The organism is Mesorhizobium sp. B2-4-14, from assembly GCF_006442155.1.
Lineage (GTDB): Bacteria > Pseudomonadota > Alphaproteobacteria > Rhizobiales > Rhizobiaceae > Mesorhizobium.
The window spans coordinates 30,888-51,250 of sequence record NZ_VFVA01000022.1 but is presented as its reverse complement, the minus strand read 5'-3'; the positions used below and the strand labels follow the sequence as shown (position 1 = coordinate 51,250).

General features: G+C 62.8%; 18 protein-coding genes and 2 pseudogenes. 15 read left to right on the top strand and 5 right to left on the bottom strand.

Translation table 11 applies throughout. From position 1 onward, the window contains the following. Positions 1–35 precede the first annotated feature (35 nt). Positions 36–728 carry a glutathione S-transferase family protein gene (locus tag FJ938_RS19230; RefSeq protein WP_140610811.1) on the bottom strand — a complete coding sequence of 231 codons (693 nt, stop codon included), beginning with the start codon at positions 726–728 and terminating at the stop codon, positions 36–38. Positions 729–785: 57 nt separating this feature from the next. Between FJ938_RS19230 and FJ938_RS19225 the strand changes: the two genes are divergently transcribed. Then, positions 786–1,298 (top strand): DinB family protein, encoded by a 513-nt coding sequence (locus FJ938_RS19225; RefSeq protein ID WP_140696332.1) that lies wholly within the window; start codon positions 786–788, stop codon positions 1,296–1,298. A gap of 55 nt (positions 1,299–1,353) precedes the next feature. Here FJ938_RS19225 and FJ938_RS19220 read toward each other — a convergent pair whose 3' ends face one another. Beyond that, complete coding sequence (locus tag FJ938_RS19220; RefSeq protein WP_140610809.1) at positions 1,354–2,313, bottom strand: LysR substrate-binding domain-containing protein; 960 nt, start codon at positions 2,311–2,313, stop codon at positions 1,354–1,356. A 112-nt stretch (positions 2,314–2,425) separates the two neighbouring features. Here FJ938_RS19220 and FJ938_RS29570 point away from each other — a divergent pair, with 112 nt between their 5' ends. The 6 genes from FJ938_RS29570 to FJ938_RS19185 all read left to right on the top strand — a co-directional run bounded on the left by FJ938_RS29570 (position 2,426) and on the right by FJ938_RS19185 (position 9,281). Beyond that, positions 2,426–3,259 (top strand): hypothetical protein, encoded by an 834-nt coding sequence (locus FJ938_RS29570; protein WP_181165653.1) that lies wholly within the window; start codon positions 2,426–2,428, stop codon positions 3,257–3,259. A 59-nt stretch (positions 3,260–3,318) separates the two neighbouring features. After that, positions 3,319–4,257, top strand: coding sequence for an EamA family transporter (locus FJ938_RS19205; protein WP_246671539.1), 939 nt, complete (start codon positions 3,319–3,321; stop codon positions 4,255–4,257). Then, the gene (locus FJ938_RS19200; protein WP_140610807.1) at positions 4,250–4,453 is read left to right on the top strand and encodes a hypothetical protein; all 204 of its coding nucleotides are present in this window, start codon (positions 4,250–4,252) and stop codon (positions 4,451–4,453) included. The genes FJ938_RS19205 and FJ938_RS19200 overlap by 8 nt, the downstream gene beginning before the upstream one ends. Before the next feature lie 152 nt (positions 4,454–4,605). Next, the gene (locus tag FJ938_RS19195) at positions 4,606–5,067 is read left to right on the top strand and encodes a MucR family transcriptional regulator (RefSeq protein WP_181165652.1); all 462 of its coding nucleotides are present in this window, start codon (positions 4,606–4,608) and stop codon (positions 5,065–5,067) included. 137 nt (positions 5,068–5,204) lie between these two features. Further along, positions 5,205–7,082 carry an ABC-F family ATP-binding cassette domain-containing protein gene (locus tag FJ938_RS19190; RefSeq protein WP_140610806.1) on the top strand — a complete coding sequence of 626 codons (1,878 nt, stop codon included), beginning with the start codon at positions 5,205–5,207 and terminating at the stop codon, positions 7,080–7,082. Between the two features lie 90 nt (positions 7,083–7,172). Continuing rightward, positions 7,173–9,281, top strand: coding sequence for a molybdopterin oxidoreductase family protein (locus FJ938_RS19185; protein ID WP_140696329.1), 2,109 nt, complete (start codon positions 7,173–7,175; stop codon positions 9,279–9,281). Positions 9,282–9,395: 114 nt separating this feature from the next. Here FJ938_RS19185 and FJ938_RS19180 read toward each other — a convergent pair whose 3' ends face one another. Both FJ938_RS19180 and FJ938_RS19175 read right to left on the bottom strand, forming a co-directional pair. After that, on the bottom strand, positions 9,396–10,538 hold the full coding sequence (locus tag FJ938_RS19180; RefSeq protein ID WP_140696326.1) for an NAD(P)/FAD-dependent oxidoreductase: 1,143 nt from the start codon (positions 10,536–10,538) through the stop codon (positions 9,396–9,398). A gap of 79 nt (positions 10,539–10,617) precedes the next feature. Then, positions 10,618–11,106: an Lrp/AsnC family transcriptional regulator gene (locus FJ938_RS19175; protein ID WP_181169136.1), complete on the bottom strand. Its 489-nt coding sequence runs from the start codon at positions 11,104–11,106 to the stop codon at positions 10,618–10,620. Positions 11,107–11,203: 97 nt separating this feature from the next. On the opposite strand from FJ938_RS19175, the gene FJ938_RS19170 reads away from it, so the two are divergent. From FJ938_RS19170 to FJ938_RS19160, 3 genes and pseudogenes are all read left to right on the top strand, one after another. Next, positions 11,204–12,412, top strand: coding sequence for a diaminopropionate ammonia-lyase (locus FJ938_RS19170; protein ID WP_140696319.1), 1,209 nt, complete (start codon positions 11,204–11,206; stop codon positions 12,410–12,412). Further along, entirely contained in the window at positions 12,409–13,641 is a 1,233-nt protein-coding gene (locus FJ938_RS19165; RefSeq protein WP_140696316.1) for a Zn-dependent hydrolase, read from the top strand. Before FJ938_RS19170 ends, FJ938_RS19165 begins: the two co-directional genes overlap by 4 nt. A gap of 4 nt (positions 13,642–13,645) precedes the next feature. Continuing rightward, a pseudogene (locus FJ938_RS19160) lies at positions 13,646–14,802 on the top strand (M20 aminoacylase family protein). Positions 14,803–15,335: 533 nt separating this feature from the next. Here the strand turns inward: FJ938_RS19160 and FJ938_RS29565 are convergent. After that, on the bottom strand, positions 15,336–15,497 hold the full coding sequence (locus FJ938_RS29565; protein ID WP_181168876.1) for a hypothetical protein: 162 nt from the start codon (positions 15,495–15,497) through the stop codon (positions 15,336–15,338). Positions 15,498–15,607: 110 nt separating this feature from the next. Between FJ938_RS29565 and FJ938_RS29560 the strand changes: the two genes are divergently transcribed. From FJ938_RS29560 to FJ938_RS19135, 5 genes and pseudogenes are all read left to right on the top strand, one after another. Continuing rightward, positions 15,608–15,781, top strand: coding sequence for a hypothetical protein (locus FJ938_RS29560; RefSeq protein WP_181165651.1), 174 nt, complete (start codon positions 15,608–15,610; stop codon positions 15,779–15,781). 58 nt (positions 15,782–15,839) lie between these two features. Continuing rightward, entirely contained in the window at positions 15,840–17,933 is a 2,094-nt protein-coding gene (locus tag FJ938_RS19150; protein WP_140696310.1) for an ATP-dependent helicase, read from the top strand. Positions 17,934–18,001: 68 nt separating this feature from the next. After that, positions 18,002–18,250, top strand: a pseudogene (locus tag FJ938_RS19145) (dihydrodipicolinate reductase C-terminal domain-containing protein); the annotation flags it as partial. A 169-nt stretch (positions 18,251–18,419) separates the two neighbouring features. Next, on the top strand, positions 18,420–19,424 hold the full coding sequence (locus FJ938_RS19140) for an ABC transporter substrate-binding protein (RefSeq protein ID WP_246671544.1): 1,005 nt from the start codon (positions 18,420–18,422) through the stop codon (positions 19,422–19,424). Positions 19,425–19,529: 105 nt separating this feature from the next. Beyond that, complete coding sequence (locus FJ938_RS19135; protein WP_140696307.1) at positions 19,530–20,354, top strand: ABC transporter ATP-binding protein; 825 nt, start codon at positions 19,530–19,532, stop codon at positions 20,352–20,354. The last annotated feature ends 9 nt before the right edge of the window (positions 20,355–20,363 follow it).

The following is a 20,363-nucleotide window of genomic DNA, read 5'->3' as shown; positions in this document are numbered from 1 at the left end:
AGAGTGACCGCGCTTGCCTTGCGGCAGGTCGGGCGTCAGGCCGCTGCGGCGACCTTTCGCCCGAGCCCGCCATGCAGGTCGAGGCAGCGGTCGAACCATTGTGCCACCACGTCGCCGTCGTCGAGCAGCTGATAGGACGTCGCGATGCGCGCCCATTGCAGCGCGCCGAAGACGATATAGTCGGCAAACAGCGGCGAGGCACCGCCGATGAATGGCTGGTAGCTCAGCATCGAGCGCAACGGCTCCAGCGAAGCCCTGAAAGTGCCGAGCCCGGCTTCTCGCGCAGCCTTCGCCTCTTCCAGTTTCTTGCCCAGGCGCTGTTCCCGGCTTTGCCGGAAATACGCGCCATTCGTCTCGTCCTGCATGGCATGCAGATCCACGATCGCTGCGGTGGTCACATAGGGGTGGATGGTCGATTGCGACCAGCGTTCGATGAACCGCGCCATCGCCTTGCCGCCATCGCCGCCAAAAAGCGTGGGACGATCCGGATAGGCCTCCTCGAGATAGAGCGCGATAGCGAAGGAATCGATGACGACCTTGTCGCCGTCGCGGATCACCGGAAGGGTTTTCGAAACGCCGCCTTCGATGGTGGGCACCTCAAGAAAACGCGTCGGCGCGGTCGCGATATCGAGCCCCTTATGGGCCAGAGCCATCGTAGCCTTCCAGCAATGCGGACTGAACGGACGGTTCTCGTCGCGCCCGACGAGATCATAAAGCAGAATGGTCATTGGCGTCGGCCCCTTTGCGGTCTAGGTATCGCCCGAAACGCGGCGGCGGGAGAAGAGATGAAACAGCACTTCATGATGTTTGCGGCGTACAATCAATGGGCCAATGGCCGCATCTATGATGCCGCCGCCGATCTCGATGAAGAAGAATTCAATCGCCATGTTGGCGCTTTCTTCGGCTCGCTGATGGGCACGCTCAACCATCTGCTCGTCGCCGATCGCATATGGATGAAGCGCTTCACCGGCGAAGGCGATGCGCCGACCGCGCTGGACGCGATACTGCATCGCGCCTTGCCGAAGCTGCGGTTGGCGCGCGAGGCAGGGGACCGGCGGATCATCGACTGGCTCGGCGGCTTGGGCGACAAGGCGCTCTCGGGCCGCTTCACCTATATGACCGTATCGGACATGCGCACCGTCTCGCAACGCCTGGCGCCAGCGCTGGCTCATGTCTTCAACCACCAGACCCATCATCGCGGCCAGGCGCATATGATCCTGACGGCTCTCGGCCGCCCTTCCGTCCCGCTCGATCTGGCGCATTTCCAGCGCACTGAAGAGGGAAGGGCCTTTGCCTGATTTCGGTCAGTGAATCCTTCGCGGATTTGTAAAGTCTTGCAGCGCAATTTGACTTTCAGGCAATCTCCAAAGCCAAATCGCTGATTTCGCTGTCTAATTGGGATTGCGTCAGAGCCGCCTCCGCCATGACCCATTGTTTGAAGAGCAGCACCTTGCGTGCGGCAAGGCTCTTGTGGGGGGAAACAAAATACCAACCGGCCGTGTTCGGATGATGGACGGCGAAGGGAGCCACCAACCTCGCGGCACGGATGTCGCTGGCCATGTAGGCGCGGTTGGCGACGGCAAAACCCATTCCGGCGTTGGCCGCCTCGTAGGACATCATGCACGAGTCGAAATAGATGCTTTTGGTCTCGCTGAGCACGAAGCTGGCGCCGGCGAAACCAAGCCAGGATTGCCAGTTCTGGGTGCAGGTGTCGGAGTGCAGCAGCGTGAAGTGCTTGAGGTCGTCCGGTGTCACCTTTGACAGCGGCCTGTCGCCGAGAACCTCAAGGAACAGCTTGCGACTGCACACCGGTGTCAGGTCTTCCCGAAACAGCAGATCAGACGGCAGCCCGTTGAAATGGCCGTCGCCATAGCGGATTTCGAGATCGAAATCCGAGGTCGTGAACTCATGCGTCGCGTAGGAGGTCGAGACCCGCATCACGATATCGGGATGTTGCCGCTGGAAAAGCGGCAGGCGCGGAAACAGCCAGCGCGCGGCAAAGGTCGGTAGCACGGATATCTTCAGCACATGTTCCTGCGATTGCCCGGTTGCTTCCATGCTGGCAGCGACGATCCGCTCCAGAGCCTCGCGAACGCGCGAGACATAGGTTTCGCCCTCCGGCGTCAACGACACGGCATTGCCACCGCGTTGGAATATCTTGAAGCGCAGCTGGTCCTCCAGGCTCTTGACGCGCTGGCTGACCGCCGAAGCGGTGATGAACTGCTCCTCGCCAGCACGCGTGAAATTCCCGTGCCGTGCAGCACTTTCCACGATTTTCAGCGAATTGAGGTTGACCTGACTGAGCAGACGCACGGTTTTCGACCTTAAGCTGGGCTTACACTAGCACTAGCATTCCTAATTTTACAGGGGGGGCTAATTTAATCGACTGTTTACCAAGTGTTTGCCCCCTTATTGGAGAAGTACAATGAACGCACATACCATCCCCGAGCTGCGTTATGCGATGAGCCGCGAGGCCATCATCGGCCACGAAACCGCCTGGAAAGTGTCGAGTTTCGGCGTCGCGCAGTATCGGCATGGCTATGACCCGGCGCTGCTTGCGGCAATCGAGGAGGCTGCGCTGAAGCTCAAGGCCAGCCATGCCGTGCACAAGCACCTCGATCTGACTTTCATCACCGGCGCCGACCGTTTCATCCCCGAAATCAGGGAGTTGCTGCACGACAAGCTACGCCTGGAACGCCTGTCCGACATGATGGGCACGAAGCTGGAGCCCTATCCGCTGTCGATCGTCGGCTCGACCGTCACCTTCATGAATCCCAGGGACGGCGCCGTCGAATGGCATTGCGACGGCGTTCCGGTCACCGAACTCATTCCGCTGTCGATCAGCGATCCGCTGGTCGGCGGGCATCTCGAAATTTATTGCGACGACTCCGAAACCGGTCGCGCCATCCTTGAATCCGGCCGCGAGATCCCGCGCAACCGCATCATGCGCATCGACCACAAGATGCACTTCGCGACACTCGGGCAGTTCCTTGGCGTCCTGCACCGCACGGCGCCGATCCAGTTCGGCGAGCGTGTCACCCTAGTGCTCAATCAACGCTCGGTCGCCAAGCCCTATGTCGACGACAACAGAATGTTCTATCTTGCCGCGGACAACGATCACGACCGCGAGTGGGTCAACGAGCTGGCCGAAGACGTCTGGACCAACCAGTTGCCCGCCTACCGCCGCTTCGAGGCAGAGCGCCCCGTGCCGGTGCCGCCCGAGGCGCCGGTCCCCGGCGGTGCAAGGGAATCGTGGTGACCAGCCATGGCTCCGTCCGGCCGCAGCCGCCCTTTGCCTCGATGAGCCGGGGGTCAGTCGTGGTTGAAAGACAGGAAGGGAGCCTGTCTCGGGCTGCGCAGAACCAGCCTGGCTCCAGGCTGGCGCTGGCCTTTGCCGCTGGCGCGGTCGCACTTTGGGCGACCAACGCATTGGTCGGCAAGGCGCTGTTGGCAAGTCATCCGGTGTCGCTGGTGCAATGCCTGCAGTTCTGCGGCGCGACCATGGTCTTCGCCTTGATCCGCCTGATCGGCGCCGCGCGGCAACCCGCCATGCCGCGCCATGCGGGTCTCGTCGCGGTACTGGCGCCATTCGTGGTCGGCTTCGTCGGTCTCGTCGGCACCATGATCCTGCAATATGTGGCCTTCGCCTCGATGTCGGTGATCGAGGCGAACCTCGTCGCCTACACCTGGCCTCTGATGGTCGCGGCGGCGGTGATCGCGTTCGAGAGCCCGCAACGACCCACGGTGCTGGGCCTTGCCGCGGCCCTTGGATTTGCCGGCGTCGTGCTTGTCATCTCGGGCGGGCGCGACCATTCCTGGTTTCAGGGCAACCTTGTCGGCTATCTCGCCGCCTTCGGATCGGCGCTGTGCATGGCCTTCTATTCGATCCTGGTGGGGCGGCTCGCCATGTCAGCGGACCGTCTTTTGCTGCCATCCTCATTGATCGGCGTGGCCGTGACATTGCTGTGGTGCGTCCATGACGGCGCAACCTTGCCCGCTGCTGCCGACCTTGCGCTTGGGCTCTATCTTGGTGCTGGCCCGATGGGCTTGGGCTATTATTTCTGGTCGCGGGCCTTGAAGCTTGAAGGCCACGGCAAGGTCGCGGTTGTCGCCTATCTCACCCCGATCGCTTCGACACTGCTTCTGATCTTCTCCGGCGAACGGCTGACGATGACAGCCGTCGCCGGCGCCGTCCTCGTCATTGGCAGTTGTATTGCCGTCGGTGTGGAGCGTTCGGAGGCCGAAAATCATGTTTGACGACAACGAACGTCTGGCCCGCAGGGAAGCGCACTGGCTGATCAAGGAATTTGGCGCCGAGGCGCCACTTTACGCGGCGATGAAGGCTGAAAAGGCGATTGAGCAGAAGGATTTCGGGCGTTGTGCCCGTTGGAGGCGTATTCTTGAGATATTGGCTGACGGCCGGACAACCAAGTCTGCTGCCTTGAAGTATTAGATTTTCTAATTTGCCCAATGTCGATTTCCCATAGAAATAGTTGACGTCAAGTCTTGATTCGTTTTGGGGCTAGGCGGTCCGTTGGGGGACGCGGTTCGGGCGATACATCGACAAAAGTCTTCTGTGGGGTGGATGACTTTGTCGCAAATGGGATGAAAGAATTGTCAAATATCGAGGATAAGACCGTTATCGAGCTTACGGCCGATATTGTCTCGGCCTATGTCGGCAACAATCCGCTTCCGGTCTCCGGCCTGCCTGACCTGATCGCCAGTGTCAGCGCCTCGGTTCGAAAACTGGCTGGCGCGGCTGTCGCGGAAAGCCCAAGCCTGGTTCCGGCTGTAAACCCTAAAAAGTCGGTGTTTCCCGACTACATTGTCTGCCTGGAGGACGGCAAGAAGTTCAAGTCGCTCAAGCGACACCTCAGGACAGACTATGGCCTGAGCCCGGATGACTATCGGGCCAAATGGGGTCTGCCGCCGGACTATCCAATGGTCGCGCCGAACTATTCGGCCACCAGGTCCGCGCTCGCGAAGTCGACGGGACTTGGCCGCAAGCCGGCCGCGGCGCCGGCCAACGTGGCCAAGGCGACGAAGCGTGGCAAGGCGACCGCCTGAGGTTCTGCTGGCCGGTATGGCAGGCCACTGAGCAGCTGCCCTGACGGCGCAATTGCGCGCGCCGTTTTCGGGCCTTGTGCGTTCAACTGGCCCGCTGGGTCTTGCGAAGCGTTGATGTCCGGTGCAAAAGCGCCGCCATGCTGATCATCAACGACCTTTCACTCCGCATGGCGGGGCGCCTGCTTCTCGACCACGCCTCGCTGACGTTGCCGGCCGGCACCAAAGCCGGCCTTGTCGGCCGCAACGGCACCGGCAAGACGACGCTGTTCAAGGCGATCACCGGCGATTTTCCCTCCGAGACCGGCTCGATCAGCCTGCCGAAGAACACGCGCATCGGTCAGGTGGCGCAGGAGGCACCCGGCACCGAGGAGCCGCTGATCGAAATCGTGCTCAAGGCCGATGTCGAGCGCACGGCGCTGCTCGAAGAGGAAAAGACGGCGACCGATCCGCACCGGATTGCCGATATCCATATGCGGCTGGCCGACATCGATGCGCATTCGGCCGAGTCTCGCGCGGCCACCATCCTGGCCGGCCTCGGCTTCGATGATGCGGCACAGCGCCGCCCGGCTTCGTCCTTCTCCGGCGGCTGGCGCATGCGCGTGGCGCTGGCCGCCGTGCTGTTTTCCGAGCCCGATCTTCTGCTGCTCGACGAGCCAACCAACTATCTCGACCTCGAAGGCACGTTGTGGCTGGAAAACTATGTGTCGAAGTATCCGCACACCGTGCTGCTGATTTCGCACGACCGTGACCTGCTCAATCGTGCCGTCAACTCCATCGTTCATCTCGACCAGAAGAAGCTGACTTTCTGGCGCGGTGGCTACGACCAGTTCGAGCGCCAGTATACCGAGCAGAAGGAACTGCAGGAGAAGGGCCGCGTCAAACAGGAAGCCGCCCGCAAGCATATGGAGTCTTTCGTCGAACGATTCCGCGCCAAGGCTTCCAAGGCGAGGCAGGCGCAGTCGCGCATCAAGGCGCTGGAGAAGATGAAGCCGATCGCGGCCATCGTGAACGATTCGGTGCGGCCGTTCTCTTTCCCCGAGCCGGTCAAGACGGTGGCCTCGCCGATCATTGCGCTGAACAATGTCAATGTCGGCTATACGGAGGGCCAGCCGATCCTAAAGAAGATGACGCTGCGCATCGATGCCGACGACCGCATCGCGCTGCTTGGCGCCAACGGCAACGGCAAGTCGACCTTCGCCAAGCTGCTGTCCGGCCGGCTCAAGCAGGAGACCGGCACCATGACAGTGGCGCCCGGGCTGAAAGTGGCGATCTTTGCCCAGCATCAACTCGATGACCTTCGTCCGGAGGAAAATGCCTATGACCATGTCCGACGGCTGATGCCGGAGGCGCCGGAATCGAAGGTGCGCGGCCGTGTCGCCCAGTTCGGTCTGTCGACCGAGAAGATGAACACACCCGCCAAGGATCTCTCGGGCGGCGAGAAGGCGCGGCTCCTGATGGGGCTGTCGGCCTTCGAGGGCCCGAACCTGTTCATCCTCGACGAGCCGACCAACCATCTCGACATCGACAGCCGCGAATCGCTGATCCATGCGCTCAACGAATTTCCCGGCGCCGTGATCCTGATCTCGCACGATCGCCATCTGCTCGAGGCGACCGCCGACCGGCTCTGGCTGGTCAAGGACGGCGCGGTCAACCCGTATGATGGCGACCTGGAAGATTACAAGACGTTGGTCACCGGCGTGTCTGGCGATCGCCGCGAGCGGCGCGAGGCCGACAAGGCGTCAAAGGCCGACCGCCGCCGCGAGGCGGCCCAGCGCCGCGCCGCCTTCGAGCCACTGGCCAAGGAAATCCGCGCCACCGAAGCGTTGATGGATCGCATCCGCAAACGCATCGACGGCATCGAGGACGAATTGGCCAACCCGGCGATCTACGAAAAGGATCCGTCGACCGCGACGCGATTGGCCAAGGAGCGCTCGCAGCTTGCCCAGACCTTGACCGGTCATGAGGAGAAGTGGCTCACCATGTCGGCCGAGTACGAGGAAGGCACGGCGGAGTAGGGGAGCCTCTTCCTTCTCCACAAACAAGGGGAGAAGGGAACGCGCCATCTGGCTCTACACGCCGAGCCCGAAACCCGCTAGACAAACGCCATGAACCAGCACGCCAAGCTCAGGATCGGCCATTCGGCCTGCCCGCATGATTGCCCGTCGACCTGCGCGCTCGAGGTCGAACTGCTCGATGGTAACCGTATCGGCCGTGTCCATGGCGCGAAGGCCAACACTTATACATCCGGCGTCGTCTGCGCCAAGGTCGCGCGCTATGCCGACCGCGTCCATCACCCCGACCGCCTGCTGAAGCCTCTGGTGCGGGCCGGGGCCAAGGGCGACGGGGTCTGGAAGGAAGCAAGTTGGGAGGCCGCCCTCGATCTGGTCGCCGAAAAGTTCGTTGCGGCCGAGGAGAAATACGGCTCGGAGACGGTCTGGCCCTATTTCTACGCCGGCACGATGGGGCTGGTTCAACGGGACGGCATCGAGCGGCTGCGCCACGCCAAGAAATATTCAGGCTTCTTCGCGTCGATCTGCACCAATCTCGCCTGGACTGGCTGGATGATGGGGGCAGGCGCTTTGCGTGGCCCGGACCCACGCGAGATGGCGAAATCCGACTGCGTGGTGATCTGGGGCACCAATGCGGTGGTCACGCAGGTCAACGTGATGACCCACGTCATCAAGGCCCGCAAGGAACGCGGCGCCAAAATCATCGTCATCGATGTCTATGAAAACGCGACCATGAAGCAGGCCGATATGGGCCTGGTGCTGAAGCCCGGCACCGATGGCGCGCTGGCGTGCGCGGTCATGCACGTGCTGTTCAGGGACGGTCTGGCAGACCGCGCCTATCTCGAAAAATACACCGATGACCCTGCCGGGCTGGAAGCACATCTCAAGCCCAGGACACCGGAGTGGGCGGCTGAGATCACCGGGCTTTCGGTGGCCGAGATCGAGGCGTTCGCCCGTCTCGTCGGCACGACGAAAAGGACCTATTTCCGCCTTGGCTACGGATTTGCCCGCCAGCGCAATGGCGCGGTCAACATGCATGCCGCGTCTTGCATCGCCGCTGTCACCGGCAGCTGGCAATATGAGGGCGGCGGCGCCTTCCATTCCAATTCCGGCATCTTCAAGCTCAACCAGGATGTGCTGGAGGGATCGCGCATGCGCGATCCCTCGATCCGCTATCTCGACCATTCGCGCATAGGCCCGGTGTTGACCGGCGCAAGCGATGCGCTTTATGGCGGCCCGCCGGTAACGGCGATGCTGATCCAGAACACCAATCCGGCGAATGTCGCGCCCGAGCAGCGGCTGGTGAAACAGGGCTTCCTGCGCGAGGACCTGTTCTCTTGCGTGCATGAGCAATTCATGACCGATACGGCCAGGCTCGCCGATGTCGTGCTACCGGCGACGATGTTCCTCGAGCATGACGATCTCTACAAGGGCGGCGGCAACCAGCACATCACGCTCGGCCCCAAACTGATCGAGCCGCCCGAAGGACCGCGAACCAATCACTTCGTCATCGAACAGCTGGCCGAGCGCCTGGGCGTCGCCGACCGCCCGGGCTTTGGTCTTACCGAGCAGCAGCATATAGACATCATTCTCGGCAAGCGGGGGCTGGGCAGCTTCGACAGCTTGAAGGAACAGAAGTGGGTCGATCTGCAGCCGGACTTCGAGACCGCCCACTACATCAGGGGCTTTGGCCATCCCGACGGAAAATTCCGCTTCCGCGCCGACTGGACCGGCCAGCCGGCACCCAACCGGCCTCCGAGGAGCATGGGACTGTTTGGCCCCGTGGAACGCCTGCCTGAATTTCCCGACCATGTCGACCTGATCGAGGTGGCGGACGAGGCGCATCCGTTCCGGCTGACGACCTCACCGGCGCGCAATTTCCTCAACTCGACATTCACGGAAACGCCGGTGTCGAAGGCCAAGGAAGGCCGCCCGGAACTGCTTCTCCATCCCGACGATGCCGCCGCGCACGGGCTGACGGAGGGCGATCGTGTCGAGATCGGCAACCAGCGTGGTGAGGTGGTGCTGCACGCCAGATTGTTCGACGGCATCAAGCGCGGTGTCGTGATCGCCGAAGGCATCTGGCCAAACAGCGCGCATGAGCGCGGCGAGGGCATCAACGTGCTGACCGGCGCCGACGCGCCCGCGCCCTATGGTGGTGCCGCCTTCCACGACAACAAGGTCTGGCTACGCAAGGCGCAATAACTCGGCGCCGGCTGAAACCGTGAAATGCTTTTGCTGTCGAAGATCGTTGGCATGATGCTGAAGACAGGGCGCTTCGCGGATTGAAAAGGCAAAGCGCGGCCGCAATGCGCCAAATCACACGGGCAGGGTTTCGGCGGCCTTTTTTCTGTTCAGCCGGAGCCGGATGTCGTCGGCGATCGCCTGCGCTTCGATCGCGATTTCGCGCAGCAATCCGGTGACGGCATTGTGGAAACCGATGAGGTAGAGGCCGAGATCCGAAGCTTGCGCGGTAACGCCACTGCGGTCTGGCTGGACACTGGGCTCCAGGAATTTGGCATAGCCAGGCCGGAAACCGGTGGCGAAGATGATCGTGTCGAATTCGCTGTGCTTGCCATCGGCAAAACGGGCGCCGCGTTGCGAGATCTCGCCGATACCGGGCGCAACCTTGATCGCGCCTTCCCGGATCTTGCCGATGGTGCCGACATCGATCACTGGTATGCGCGATTCAATCGCAATCTGTTCCAGCAGTCCCCGTCTCGGCCGTTTGAGCCCATATTTCTCCAGCCTGCCCATCACCAGGTCGAGGATGATGGGCAAAAGAACATCGTTGAGGCGTTGCGGCCCCAGGCGCGCCGCCATGCCGACCATTTGGATAGGCACGCCGAACAGTTCGCGCGGCACGATATGAACGCCGCCGCGTACGGAAATCGTCGGTCTTGCGCCGCCTTCCGCCAGATCGAGCGCGATCTCCGCGCCGGTGTTGCCCATGCCGATGACCAGCACCGACTGGCCGGCGAAAGGCTTGGCATTGCGGTACTCGGCGCTGTGCAGCGTCAGGCCCTTGAATGTGTCGATGCCAGCAAATCCGGGCCGCAACGGCTCGGCATTGTAGCCTGAGGCGATCACCACATGTCTGGCGCGCAGCGAGCCGGATGTCGTGTCCACGCGCCAGCCGCGACCCTCTCGGGTGATCGCCTTCACCGTTTCTCCGAAGCGGGGCTTGACGTCGAACCGCTTCGCATAGGCATCGAGATACTCGACGAAGAGATCGCGCGGCACATAACGTGGATAGTGCTTGGGAAAGGGCACGAAGGGCAGCGACGAATAGCGCTTGGTCGTATGCAGATGGACGCGCTCGTAATGGCGCCGCCAGGCGGGCGCGGCCTGCTGCTCTTTTTCGAGAAGGATGGAGTCAACCCCAGCCTGCCGCAGGCATGCGGCAACGGCAAGGCCCGCCGGGCCCGCACCGATGATGGCAACTGGGGTGGTGTCGTCCAATCGCGCCTCCACTGCTCAATTCGCGTCCGGAGCATGTCAAAAGCATGGCAGAGCTGGCTTCAGCTGCGTCAGGCAAGGTTCAATCCGGCAACGGTATCGTCAGCCCCACCTTGACGCGATCCATGGCCACGAAGGTGCGGAACTTGCGGACATTGTTGCTGCCGAAGAACAGCTTTCGCGTCAGCGCCTCATAGGCGCCCATGTCGGCCACGGTGATGACGAGGATGAAATCGACCTCACCCGTCACATAGTAGCATTGCTGCACTTCGGCCGCCGCCGAGAACTGCCGCTTGGCCGCGTCGATCATCTCGGTGCGTTCGCTCTCGAGCTCCACTTCGACGAAGATGGTGATCGGCTGGCCGACGGCCGCCGGATCGACCACCGCGACATTGCTTGCAATGACCCCGGTCTGCTCCATGCGCTTGATGCGGCGCTGCACCGCCGGTGCTGACAGGTTTACCGCTTCGCCGATCAGCCGCTGCGGCGTGGTGTTGTCCCGCTGCAGGATGGCAAGGATGGCGAGGTCGAAGCTGTCGAGTGAGAGGGGCGATGAAGGCAATGGAGACATCCTGGCGAAACAAACTTGCGTTCTGCAGGGGTCAATTACAGCGCTTTTTGCGCCGATCCTGCAATATATTCTCGAGAACCGCCAAAGGAGAGCGCCAGTGTTCCTGCTCAACTGCAATGCCTTGCACCGCCAGCCACTCATCGCCGCCGATGCCGAAACGCTTGGGGTTGCCGGGGCGGACATCGTCGAGCATTTTCTTGCTCATCGCGACAATCACCTGACAACGCCGCTGCACGCGCTGCCGGCGCTGGCTGCCGAACTCGGCCTCGGTGCCTTGCATGTCAAGGATGAGGGCTTTCGTCTCGGCCTTGGCAGCTTCAAGGCGCTGGGTGGTGCCTATGCCGTCTTCCGCCTTGTGCTGGAGGAGGCGGAGAAGCGGCTTGGCCGCCCTGTCGATGTCGGTGATCTCGATCGACCCGATGTTCGCGCTGTCGCCGCGACGATGACGGTTGCCTGTGCCACAGACGGCAATCACGGCCGCTCCGTCGCGCAAGGTGCTGAGCTTGCCGGTGCCAAGGCCGTGATCTTTGTCCATTCCGGTGTCAGCCAGGAGCGGATTGCGGCAATAGCCCGCTACGGTGCGGAGATGGTCCGTGTCGATGGAAATTATGACGATTCGGTCAGGCAAGCCGCGAAGGTCGCGGCCGACAGAGGCTGGACCGTGGTGTCGGATACGTCGTGGCCGGGCTATGAGCGCATCCCCGGCCTGGTGATGCAAGGCTATACCGCGATCGTGCGCGAAGCGCTGCGCCAGCTCCGGGAACCGCCAACCCACGTTTTCGTCCAGGCGGGTGTCGGCGGCATTGCCGCCGCGGTGGCCGGCCATCTGGCCATCGTGCTCGGCGGCGCCAGGCCGATTTTCACCGTGGTCGAGCCGGCGTGCGCCGCTTGCGTTGTCGCGGCTGCCCAGGCAGGGCGCGTGGTCAAGGTGGCGCACGACCGGCCGACGGTGATGGCCATGCTTGAATGCTATGAAGCCTCGCAAGTCGCCTGGCGCGTGCTGGCACGCACCGCCGACGCCTTCATGACCGTGGATGAGGATGACGCCATCGCGGTGATGCGCCGGCTGGCACGGCCGGCCGGCAGCGATCCGTCGATCGTCGCCGGTGAAAGCGGTGGCGTCGGCCTCGCCGGAGTGATGCGGGCGGTGGCCGAAAACAAGATGGTTCTCGGGCTCGACGGCAACTCCCGCGTCCTGGTGATCAACACCGAGGGCGCCACCGACCCGCAACGTTATGCCGAACTGGTCGGCACGAGCCCGGCCAACGTGCTGGCCGGCAAGCTGGCTGCCGAGGCAACGCCATGATCGCGATCGATGCACCGCGCCTGCTTGGTCGCATCCGTGAATTGGGCGCTGTTGGTCGCGACGGCGAGGGCAGGCTGATCCGGTTGGCCGCCTCCGACACGGACAGGCTGGGCCGTGACCTCTTCGTCGGCTGGCTGCGCCAGGCCGGGCTTGATGTCGCCATCGACCGCATCGGCAACATCTTCGGCATCTGGCAAAGTGCCGACAATGCAGGCAAGGCACCACTGCTCATCGGCTCGCATATCGACACCGTCATCGATGCCGGCATTTATGACGGTTGCTATGGCGTGCTTGCCGGGCTGGAGGTGATCGAGACGCTGAAGGCATCGGGTCTTTCGCCGTCGCGCCCGCTCGCCGTCGCCGCCTTCACCAATGAGGAGGGCGTGCGCTTCTCTCCCGATATGATGGGGTCGCTGGTCTATGCCGGCGGCATCGATGTCGAAGCGGCACTCGCCGCTGTCGGCACCGATGGCAGCAGGCTGGGGCAGGAACTGGCCCGCATCGGCTATGCCGGCGATCGCGAACCGGGCTTTCTCAAGCCGCATATCTATGTCGAACTGCATATCGAACAGGGGCCAGTCCTGGAGCGCGAAGGCATTCCGATCGGCGCGGTGGAAAGCCTGCAGGGAATCTCCTGGCAGCGCATCACCATTGATGGTGTCGCCAACCATGCCGGCACCACGCCGATGTCGATGCGCTGCGACGCCGGATACGCCGCAGCACGCGTGGTCACCTTCCTGCATGACCGGGCCGCGGCCTCCAACTCGGCAACGGTTGCCACAGTCGGCACGATGCACTTCGAGCCGAACGCCATCAATGTCATTCCATCACGCGCTGCCTTCACCGTCGATCTGCGCGATCCCGACGAGCAGCGCCTGCAGGCGGAGGAGGCGGCGCTGGCGGCCTTTCTGGAACAACTCGCCGCCGACGGCATCACCGTGACGGTCGAAAAGCTGGCGCGCTTCGAGCCCGTTGTCTTCGACAGGCAAGTCGTCGAACTGATCGAGGTCTCCGCAAGGAAGCGCGGGCTTGTCTCGAGGCGCATGATCTCGGGCGCGGGCCATGACGCCCAGATGATCGCGCGCATCGCGCCGGCGGCGATGATCTTCGTGCCGAGCGCCGGAGGCATCAGCCACAATCCTCGCGAGCACACCGACGATGCCGAGCTTGTTGCCGGCGCCAATATCCTGCTTGATGTGGTCACCGAACTTGCCGAGTTCGAGGGGTGAGGAAATGGCTGGACTTAATCCCGAAACACTGAAGCGCGAGATGACGGGATGGCGGCGTGACCTGCACGCGCATCCCGAATTCGGTTTCGAGGAGAAACGCACGGCTGCCTTCGTCGCGGCCAAGCTGCGCAAATTCGGCCTGGACGATGTCGTCGAGGGGATCGGCGGCACCGGTGTCGTCGGCACGTTGAAACGCGGCAGCGGCAACCGCGCCATCGCGCTGAGGGCCGACATGGACGCGCTGCGCATCGCCGAGCAATCCACCGCGCCATATCGCTCCGGCAACCCCGGAACCATGCACGCCTGCGGCCATGATGGCCACACAACGATGCTTCTTGGCGCGGCAAAACTGCTGGCCGAGGCGGGTGGTTTCGACGGCACCGTACGCTTCATCTTCCAGCCAGCCGAGGAGTGGGGCAGGGGAGCGCTGGCCATGCTGATGGCCTGATGGAGCGGTTTCCCTTCGACGAGATCTTCGGCTTGCACAATATGCCCGGCCTGCCCGTCGGGCATTTCGAGACCCGTGCCGGCCCGGTCATGTCGGCCGAAGACAATTTCGAGATCGTGCTCAGGGGGGTGGGCGGCCACGCCGCGCGGCCGCATTCGGGTCAGGAAACGCTGGTCGCCGCCTGTGCACTGGTCGTCAATCTGCAGACCATCGTCGCGCGTCGCCTGAGCCCTGCCGACATATCCGTCGTTTCGGTGACCGAACTGGTTACCGACGGCACTCGCAATGCACTGCCCGGTCTTGCCCGCATCCTCGGCGACGCGCGCAGTTTCCGCCCCGAGGTCAGTGCCGAGATCGAACGCCAGATGCGCGTCATCGCCGAAGGCACCGCTGCCGCCTACAATGTCACCGCCGTGGTCAACTATACCAGAGAGTTCGTTGCGCTGCGCAACGATGCCGAACTGGTCGACGCGGCCTTCGCCGCCGCCAAGAACGTCTTCAAGCCGGGCAGTATCGCGGTCGCCCGCGAGCCAATGACGGCGTCGGAGGATTTCGCCCGCTTCCTCGATCACGTGCCCGGCTGCTTCGTCTTCCTCGGCAATGGCGAGGCCTCGGCGCCTTTGCACAATCCGACCTATGACTTCAACGATGAGGGGCTGTTGTTCGGCGCCAATTTCCATGTCGCCATCGCCAGGCAACGGCTTGGGATTTGAACGGTGATGGATACATTCGGCGCGCTTTTGCCGGGGAAAAACGCCCGGGAAAGCCGGAAATCCGCGATGTCGCATGACGCAGGGGCAAGACTCAGCTAGCCTCTGTGTCGCGGCGGACCTGATATCCGCCTGGCCGGCGCTATCAGATTACCTCCCAAGCGGCGCCGGCCTTCTTCCTGGCGTCTCTTGTCTTGCTAAATTAGCAATCCTTAAATTTAGAATGTTCGCCATTGCAGGAAGTTAGGGTTTTGCTGGCATGGAAGCGACGGACTTTCGGGGATGCTTGCAGGACACAGATGCGCGGGCGGAGCTGGATAAAGGCGTTGCGTCAGGAGGAGGCCCTCCAGGTTCGTGCGCGCATCGCCGAGCTCGAAAGGGACCTGACGGCAGCGTCCCCAGCCCAAGGCCGTCAGCAACGGCATGAAGCGGGGCATGAATTGCGCAATGCGAAGTTCCGCCTTGAACGCCTCGAGGAGTGCATCGCGGCGATGCCTTGATGCTCCGGCCCAAATCTTGTTGTACGGAACATCATCTCAATTGCCGACACTGCCTGCTTTGGTAACAGAATTGCCGGGGACATAAAGGCTTTGTCTGGCATCCGGGGCCTTCGTCGGCGGCAGTTTGTTGTCGCAGGCCGAGACAGTCGCCAAACCGATCAAAGCCACCAGAACGAGGCCCAATCTTGGCTTTTTCATCGCTATCGCCTCCAGCCTCACAACGATGCGGTGCCGGTTTGGTTGCGAATTTCGCGTCGGGAACAAAACGTCATATCTGCGGTTGATCTCCATCAAAGGAGAACCGCTGCATGTTTCGTTTGCTTCTGGCAGGCACCTTTGCCTTTCTCGCCTATCGCCTCGCTCGCAAGATAATCGATGAGGTGCCCGATAACGTCGATCCGCTGCTGCTGCCGGCGCCAAAAAGTGATCGCGAGGCACTGCGCCGCCAATCGGCGGCGATGGGTGTCGATCCGAGACGGTAGCCCGTCGTCACGCCCGCTTCTATGTTGCGAACAAAGCGGAAACGATGCTTGATGGGCGATGAACCTCGCCGCCCGTGATTCGCCCTTCCTGGAATCGACCGCCCAGCCCGCCTATCTCGCCCGGCTGAACGATGCCCAGCGCCAGGCCGTCGAGCACGGTGACGGCAAGATCGCCGGGCCGCTTTTGGTCATTGCCGGCGCCGGCTCCGGCAAGACCAACACCCTGGCGCATCGTGTCGCTCATCTGATCGTCAAGGGCGCCGACCCGCGCCGCATCCTGCTGATGACTTTTTCGCGGCGCGCCGCATCGGAAATGGCCAGGCGCGTCGAGCGCATCGCCGGCGAGGTGCTTGGCCGCGACGCCGCGGTGATCACCGATGCGCTGACCTGGGCCGGCACCTTTCACGGCATCGGTGCAAGGCTGTTGCGCGACTATGCGCTGGAGATCGGGCTTGATCCGGCCTTCACCATCCATGATCGCGAGGATTCTGCCGATCTGATGAATCTCGTGCGCCATGAACTCGGCTTCTCGAAGACCGAAGCGCGTTTCCCGACCAAGGGCACCTGCCTTGCCATCTACTCGCGCGCCGTCAACGCGCAGACGCCGCTCGGCGAGGTGCTGGGGTCCGCCTTTCCCTGGTGCGCCGGTTGGGCGGAGCAGCTGAAGCAATTGTTCGCCGGCTATGTCGAGGCCAAACAGGCGCAAAACGTGCTCGACTACGACGACCTGCTGCTCTACTGGGCGCAGATGACGGCAGAGCCGGAAATCGCGGCGCATCTGGGCGCACGCTTCGATCATGTGCTTGTCGATGAATACCAGGACACCAACCGGCTGCAGGCTTCGATTCTTATGGCGCTGAAGCCCGACGGCGCCGGGCTGACAGTGGTCGGCGACGACGCGCAGTCGATCTATTCGTTCCGTGCCGCCGAGGTGCGCAATATTCTCGATTTCCCCCGCCAGTTCGCGCAGGCCGCCGATGTGGTCATGCTGGAGCGCAATTACCGCTCGACGGAGACGATTCTCGCAGCCGCCAATGCGGTGATTGGCGAGGCTCCGGAACGCTTCACCAAGAACCTGTGGTCGGAGCGTAAATCCGCCGACAAGCCGAGACTGGTGAGCGTGCGTGACGAGGTCGAGCAGGCCAATTTCGTCTGTGACACAATCCTGGCAGAGCGCGAGGCCGGCACGGCGCTGAAATCGCAGGCGGTGCTGTTTCGCGCCTCGCACCACAGTGGGCCGCTCGAAATCGAGTTGACGCGGCGCAACATCCCTTTCGTGAAGTTCGGGGGCCTGAAGTTCCTCGATGCCGCGCACGTCAAGGATGTGCTGGCGGTGCTGCGCTTCGCCGAAAATCCGCGCGACCGCGTCGCCGGCTTTCGGGTGCTGCAGCTCATGCCTGGCATTGGCCCTTCGGCCGCCGGGCAAATCGTCGAGACCATGACAACGGCACTGGACGAGGCGATGGGCCTGGCGGGATGGCGTCCTCCGCAACGCGCGGCGGACGACTGGCCGGGCTTCGTTGAGCTTTATTCCGCGCTGCGGGCCGGCGCCAAATGGCCGGCTGATCTCGAACAGGTCAGGCTCTGGTACGAGCCGCATCTGGAGCGTATCCACGAGGATGCGATCACGCGGCGGGCCGACCTGTTGCAGCTCGAGCAGATCGGGTCGGGCTATGCCTCGCGCGAGCGTTTCCTGACCGAGCTGACACTCGATCCGCCCGACGCGACCAGCGACCAGGCCGGACCGCCGCATCGCGACGAGGACTATCTGATCCTGTCGACCATCCATTCGGCCAAGGGCCAGGAGTGGAAGAACGTCTTTGTGCTCAACACGGTCGACGGCTGTATCCCGGCCGATCTCGGTGTCGGCACCAAGGAGGACATCGAGGAAGAGCGCCGGTTGCTCTACGTGGCGATGACGCGGGCCAAGGACAATCTCAGCCTGGTCATGCCGCAGCGCTTCTTTCCGCACGGCCAGGCGGCGCGGGGAGACCGCCATCTCTACGCCTCGCGCACCCGCTTCATCCCGGCTTCGATCCTGGGTGCGTTCCAGCAAATGTCGTGGCCAGGCGTGCAAGCGGCGCAGGGCAGGGCACCCCGGCCGGAGGTGCGCGTCGACATCGGCGCGCGCATGCGCGGCATGTGGAAATAGGCGAAGGCCATGGCGCAATCGCCGGTCAGGATTGCCATCGCCGGCGCGCTGGCTCGCATGGGCCACCGGATGGCGGAAGCGTCACCGGCCCGCGTCCCGCCGGCGAGATCGGTTTTGCGGTGACGCGTGGCGGCAGCATTGTCGGCGAACACAGCGTCGGTTTCTGTGCCGAAGGCGAGCTTGTTACCCTGTCGCATGCGGCCGGCGACCACGTCATGTTCGCCCGTGGCGCCATTGCCGCTGCACTCTGGGTGGCGGGACGTTCACCTGGCGAGTACGACATGCGCGATGTGCTGGGGCTGAGCGCCCGGACATGAAATTGCGAATATTTTTGCCTCGTGGCTGAAAGCCAGCTGAAAGCTTGGGCATGTCATGACAGTTTTTGCGGTGTCACCGCATGTCCGGCCCACGACGGTCGGCGAGGGAGGAATGCGGCGCGGCTTCACAGCGCGTCGCCCAAATGGAGGAAGTTTTGTGACCGGTTTCATCTCGAAGTGCGCCTTGCGCACAGCCGCCTTGACGCTTGCCATCACCGCCACGGGCGCCACAGTGGCATCGGCGGCTGACGAAAAGATCTCCATCATGGTGGGTGGCTACGAAAAGCAGATTTATCTGCCCGCCAAGCTCACTGAAGCTCTCGGCTACTTCAAGGACGAGGGTCTCGACGTCGAACTGCTGAATGAACCGGCTGGTGTCGATGCCGAAAACGAAATGCTGGCCGGCGCCGTGCAAGGGGTTGTCGGTTTCTACGATCATTGCATCGACCTGCAGGCAAAGGGAAAGTTCGTCGAATCCGTTGTCCAGTTCAGCCAGGCTCCGGGCGAGGTCGAACTCGTTTCGGCGAAGCATCCCGAAATCAAGTCTCCCGCCGATTTCAAGGGCATGAACCTCGGTGTCACCGGCCTCGGCTCGTCGACGAACTTCCTGACCGAGTATCTGGCGGTAAAGAACGGCTTGAAGCTTGGTGAGTTCACCTCGATCCCCGTCGGCGCCGGCGACACATTCATCGCTGCCATGCAACAGGACAAGATCCAAGCCGGCATGACGACCGAACCCACCATCACCCGGCTCCTCAAGACGGGCGAAGCCCGCGTCCTTATCGATATGCGTACGATGGAAGGCACCAAAGTCGCGCTCGGCGGCACATACCCGGCCGCATCTCTCTACATGCAAACCGAGTGGGTCGATGCCCACAAGGATGTTGTGCAGAAGCTGGCGAATGCCTTCGTCAAGACGCAGAAGTTCATCAACAGCCATAGCGGCGCTGAAATCGCCGACAAGATGCCGAAGGACTACTACGTCGGCGACAAGGAAGCCTACGTGAAGGCCCTTGATGCCGGCAAGGGGATGTTCACCCCCGACGGGATCATGCCCGAAGGCGGCCCGGAGACGGTGCTGACCGTTCTTTCGGCGTTCAAGAAGGAACTGCAAGGCAAGCAGATCGACCTGTCCAAGACCTACACGACGGAATTCGTCAAAAACGCCAAGTAATGGACCGTGCCGGCGCGATGCCAGGGCATCGCGCCGGCTGTCGTCAATTTTCGCGTCCGGCGGCAATGGCCGGCGGTGGCGTTTGCTCGAACCAGGAGCTCCACGATGGCCCCTCAAGAAAACGAACAAGACCAGACCACCCCGGCGATTGAACTGATCAATGTCAGCCGCCGCTTCCTTTCGCCCACGGGCAAGTCGCTCACGGCGCTGCGGGATTTCACCATGAGCGTCCGGCGCGGCGAGTTCGTCGCCGTCGTTGGTCCGACCGGTTGCGGAAAATCCACCACGCTCAACCTGATCACCGGATTGGCGACTCCAAGCGCCGGCGAGGTCCGCGTCATGGGCGCGCCCGTCAAGGGCATAGACCCGCGCATCGGCTTCGTGTTCCAGACCGACGCGCTGTTTCCCTGGCGCACGGTGATCGACAATGTCATGGCCGGACCGCTGTTTCGCGGCAAGCCGAGACCGCAGGCCCAGGCGGCCGCGCGCGACTGGCTGGCACGTGTCGGTCTGGCGCGCTTCGAGCACCACTATCCGCACCAGCTTTCCGGTGGCATGCGCAAGCGCGTGGCGCTGGCGCAGACCTTCATCAACGGCCCCGAGATCTTGCTGATGGACGAACCTTTTTCCGCGCTCGACGTGCAGACGCGTGTCCTCATGCACGAGGAACTGTTGCGTCTGTGGTCCGACGCCAAGGCATCGGTGGTCTTCGTCACCCACGATCTTGAGGAAGCGATCGCACTGGCCGACAAGGTCTATGTGCTGACCGCCGGGCCGGCGACGGTGAAGTCGGTCTACACGATCGACCTGCCGCGTCCCCGCATTATCGCCGACATCCGCTACCAGCAAAGCTTCATCGACTATTCGCGCACCATCTGGGCCGATCTCAAGGAAGAGGTCGAGACCAGCTATGCCCGCGCCGCCGCGTGAAGGAGGACA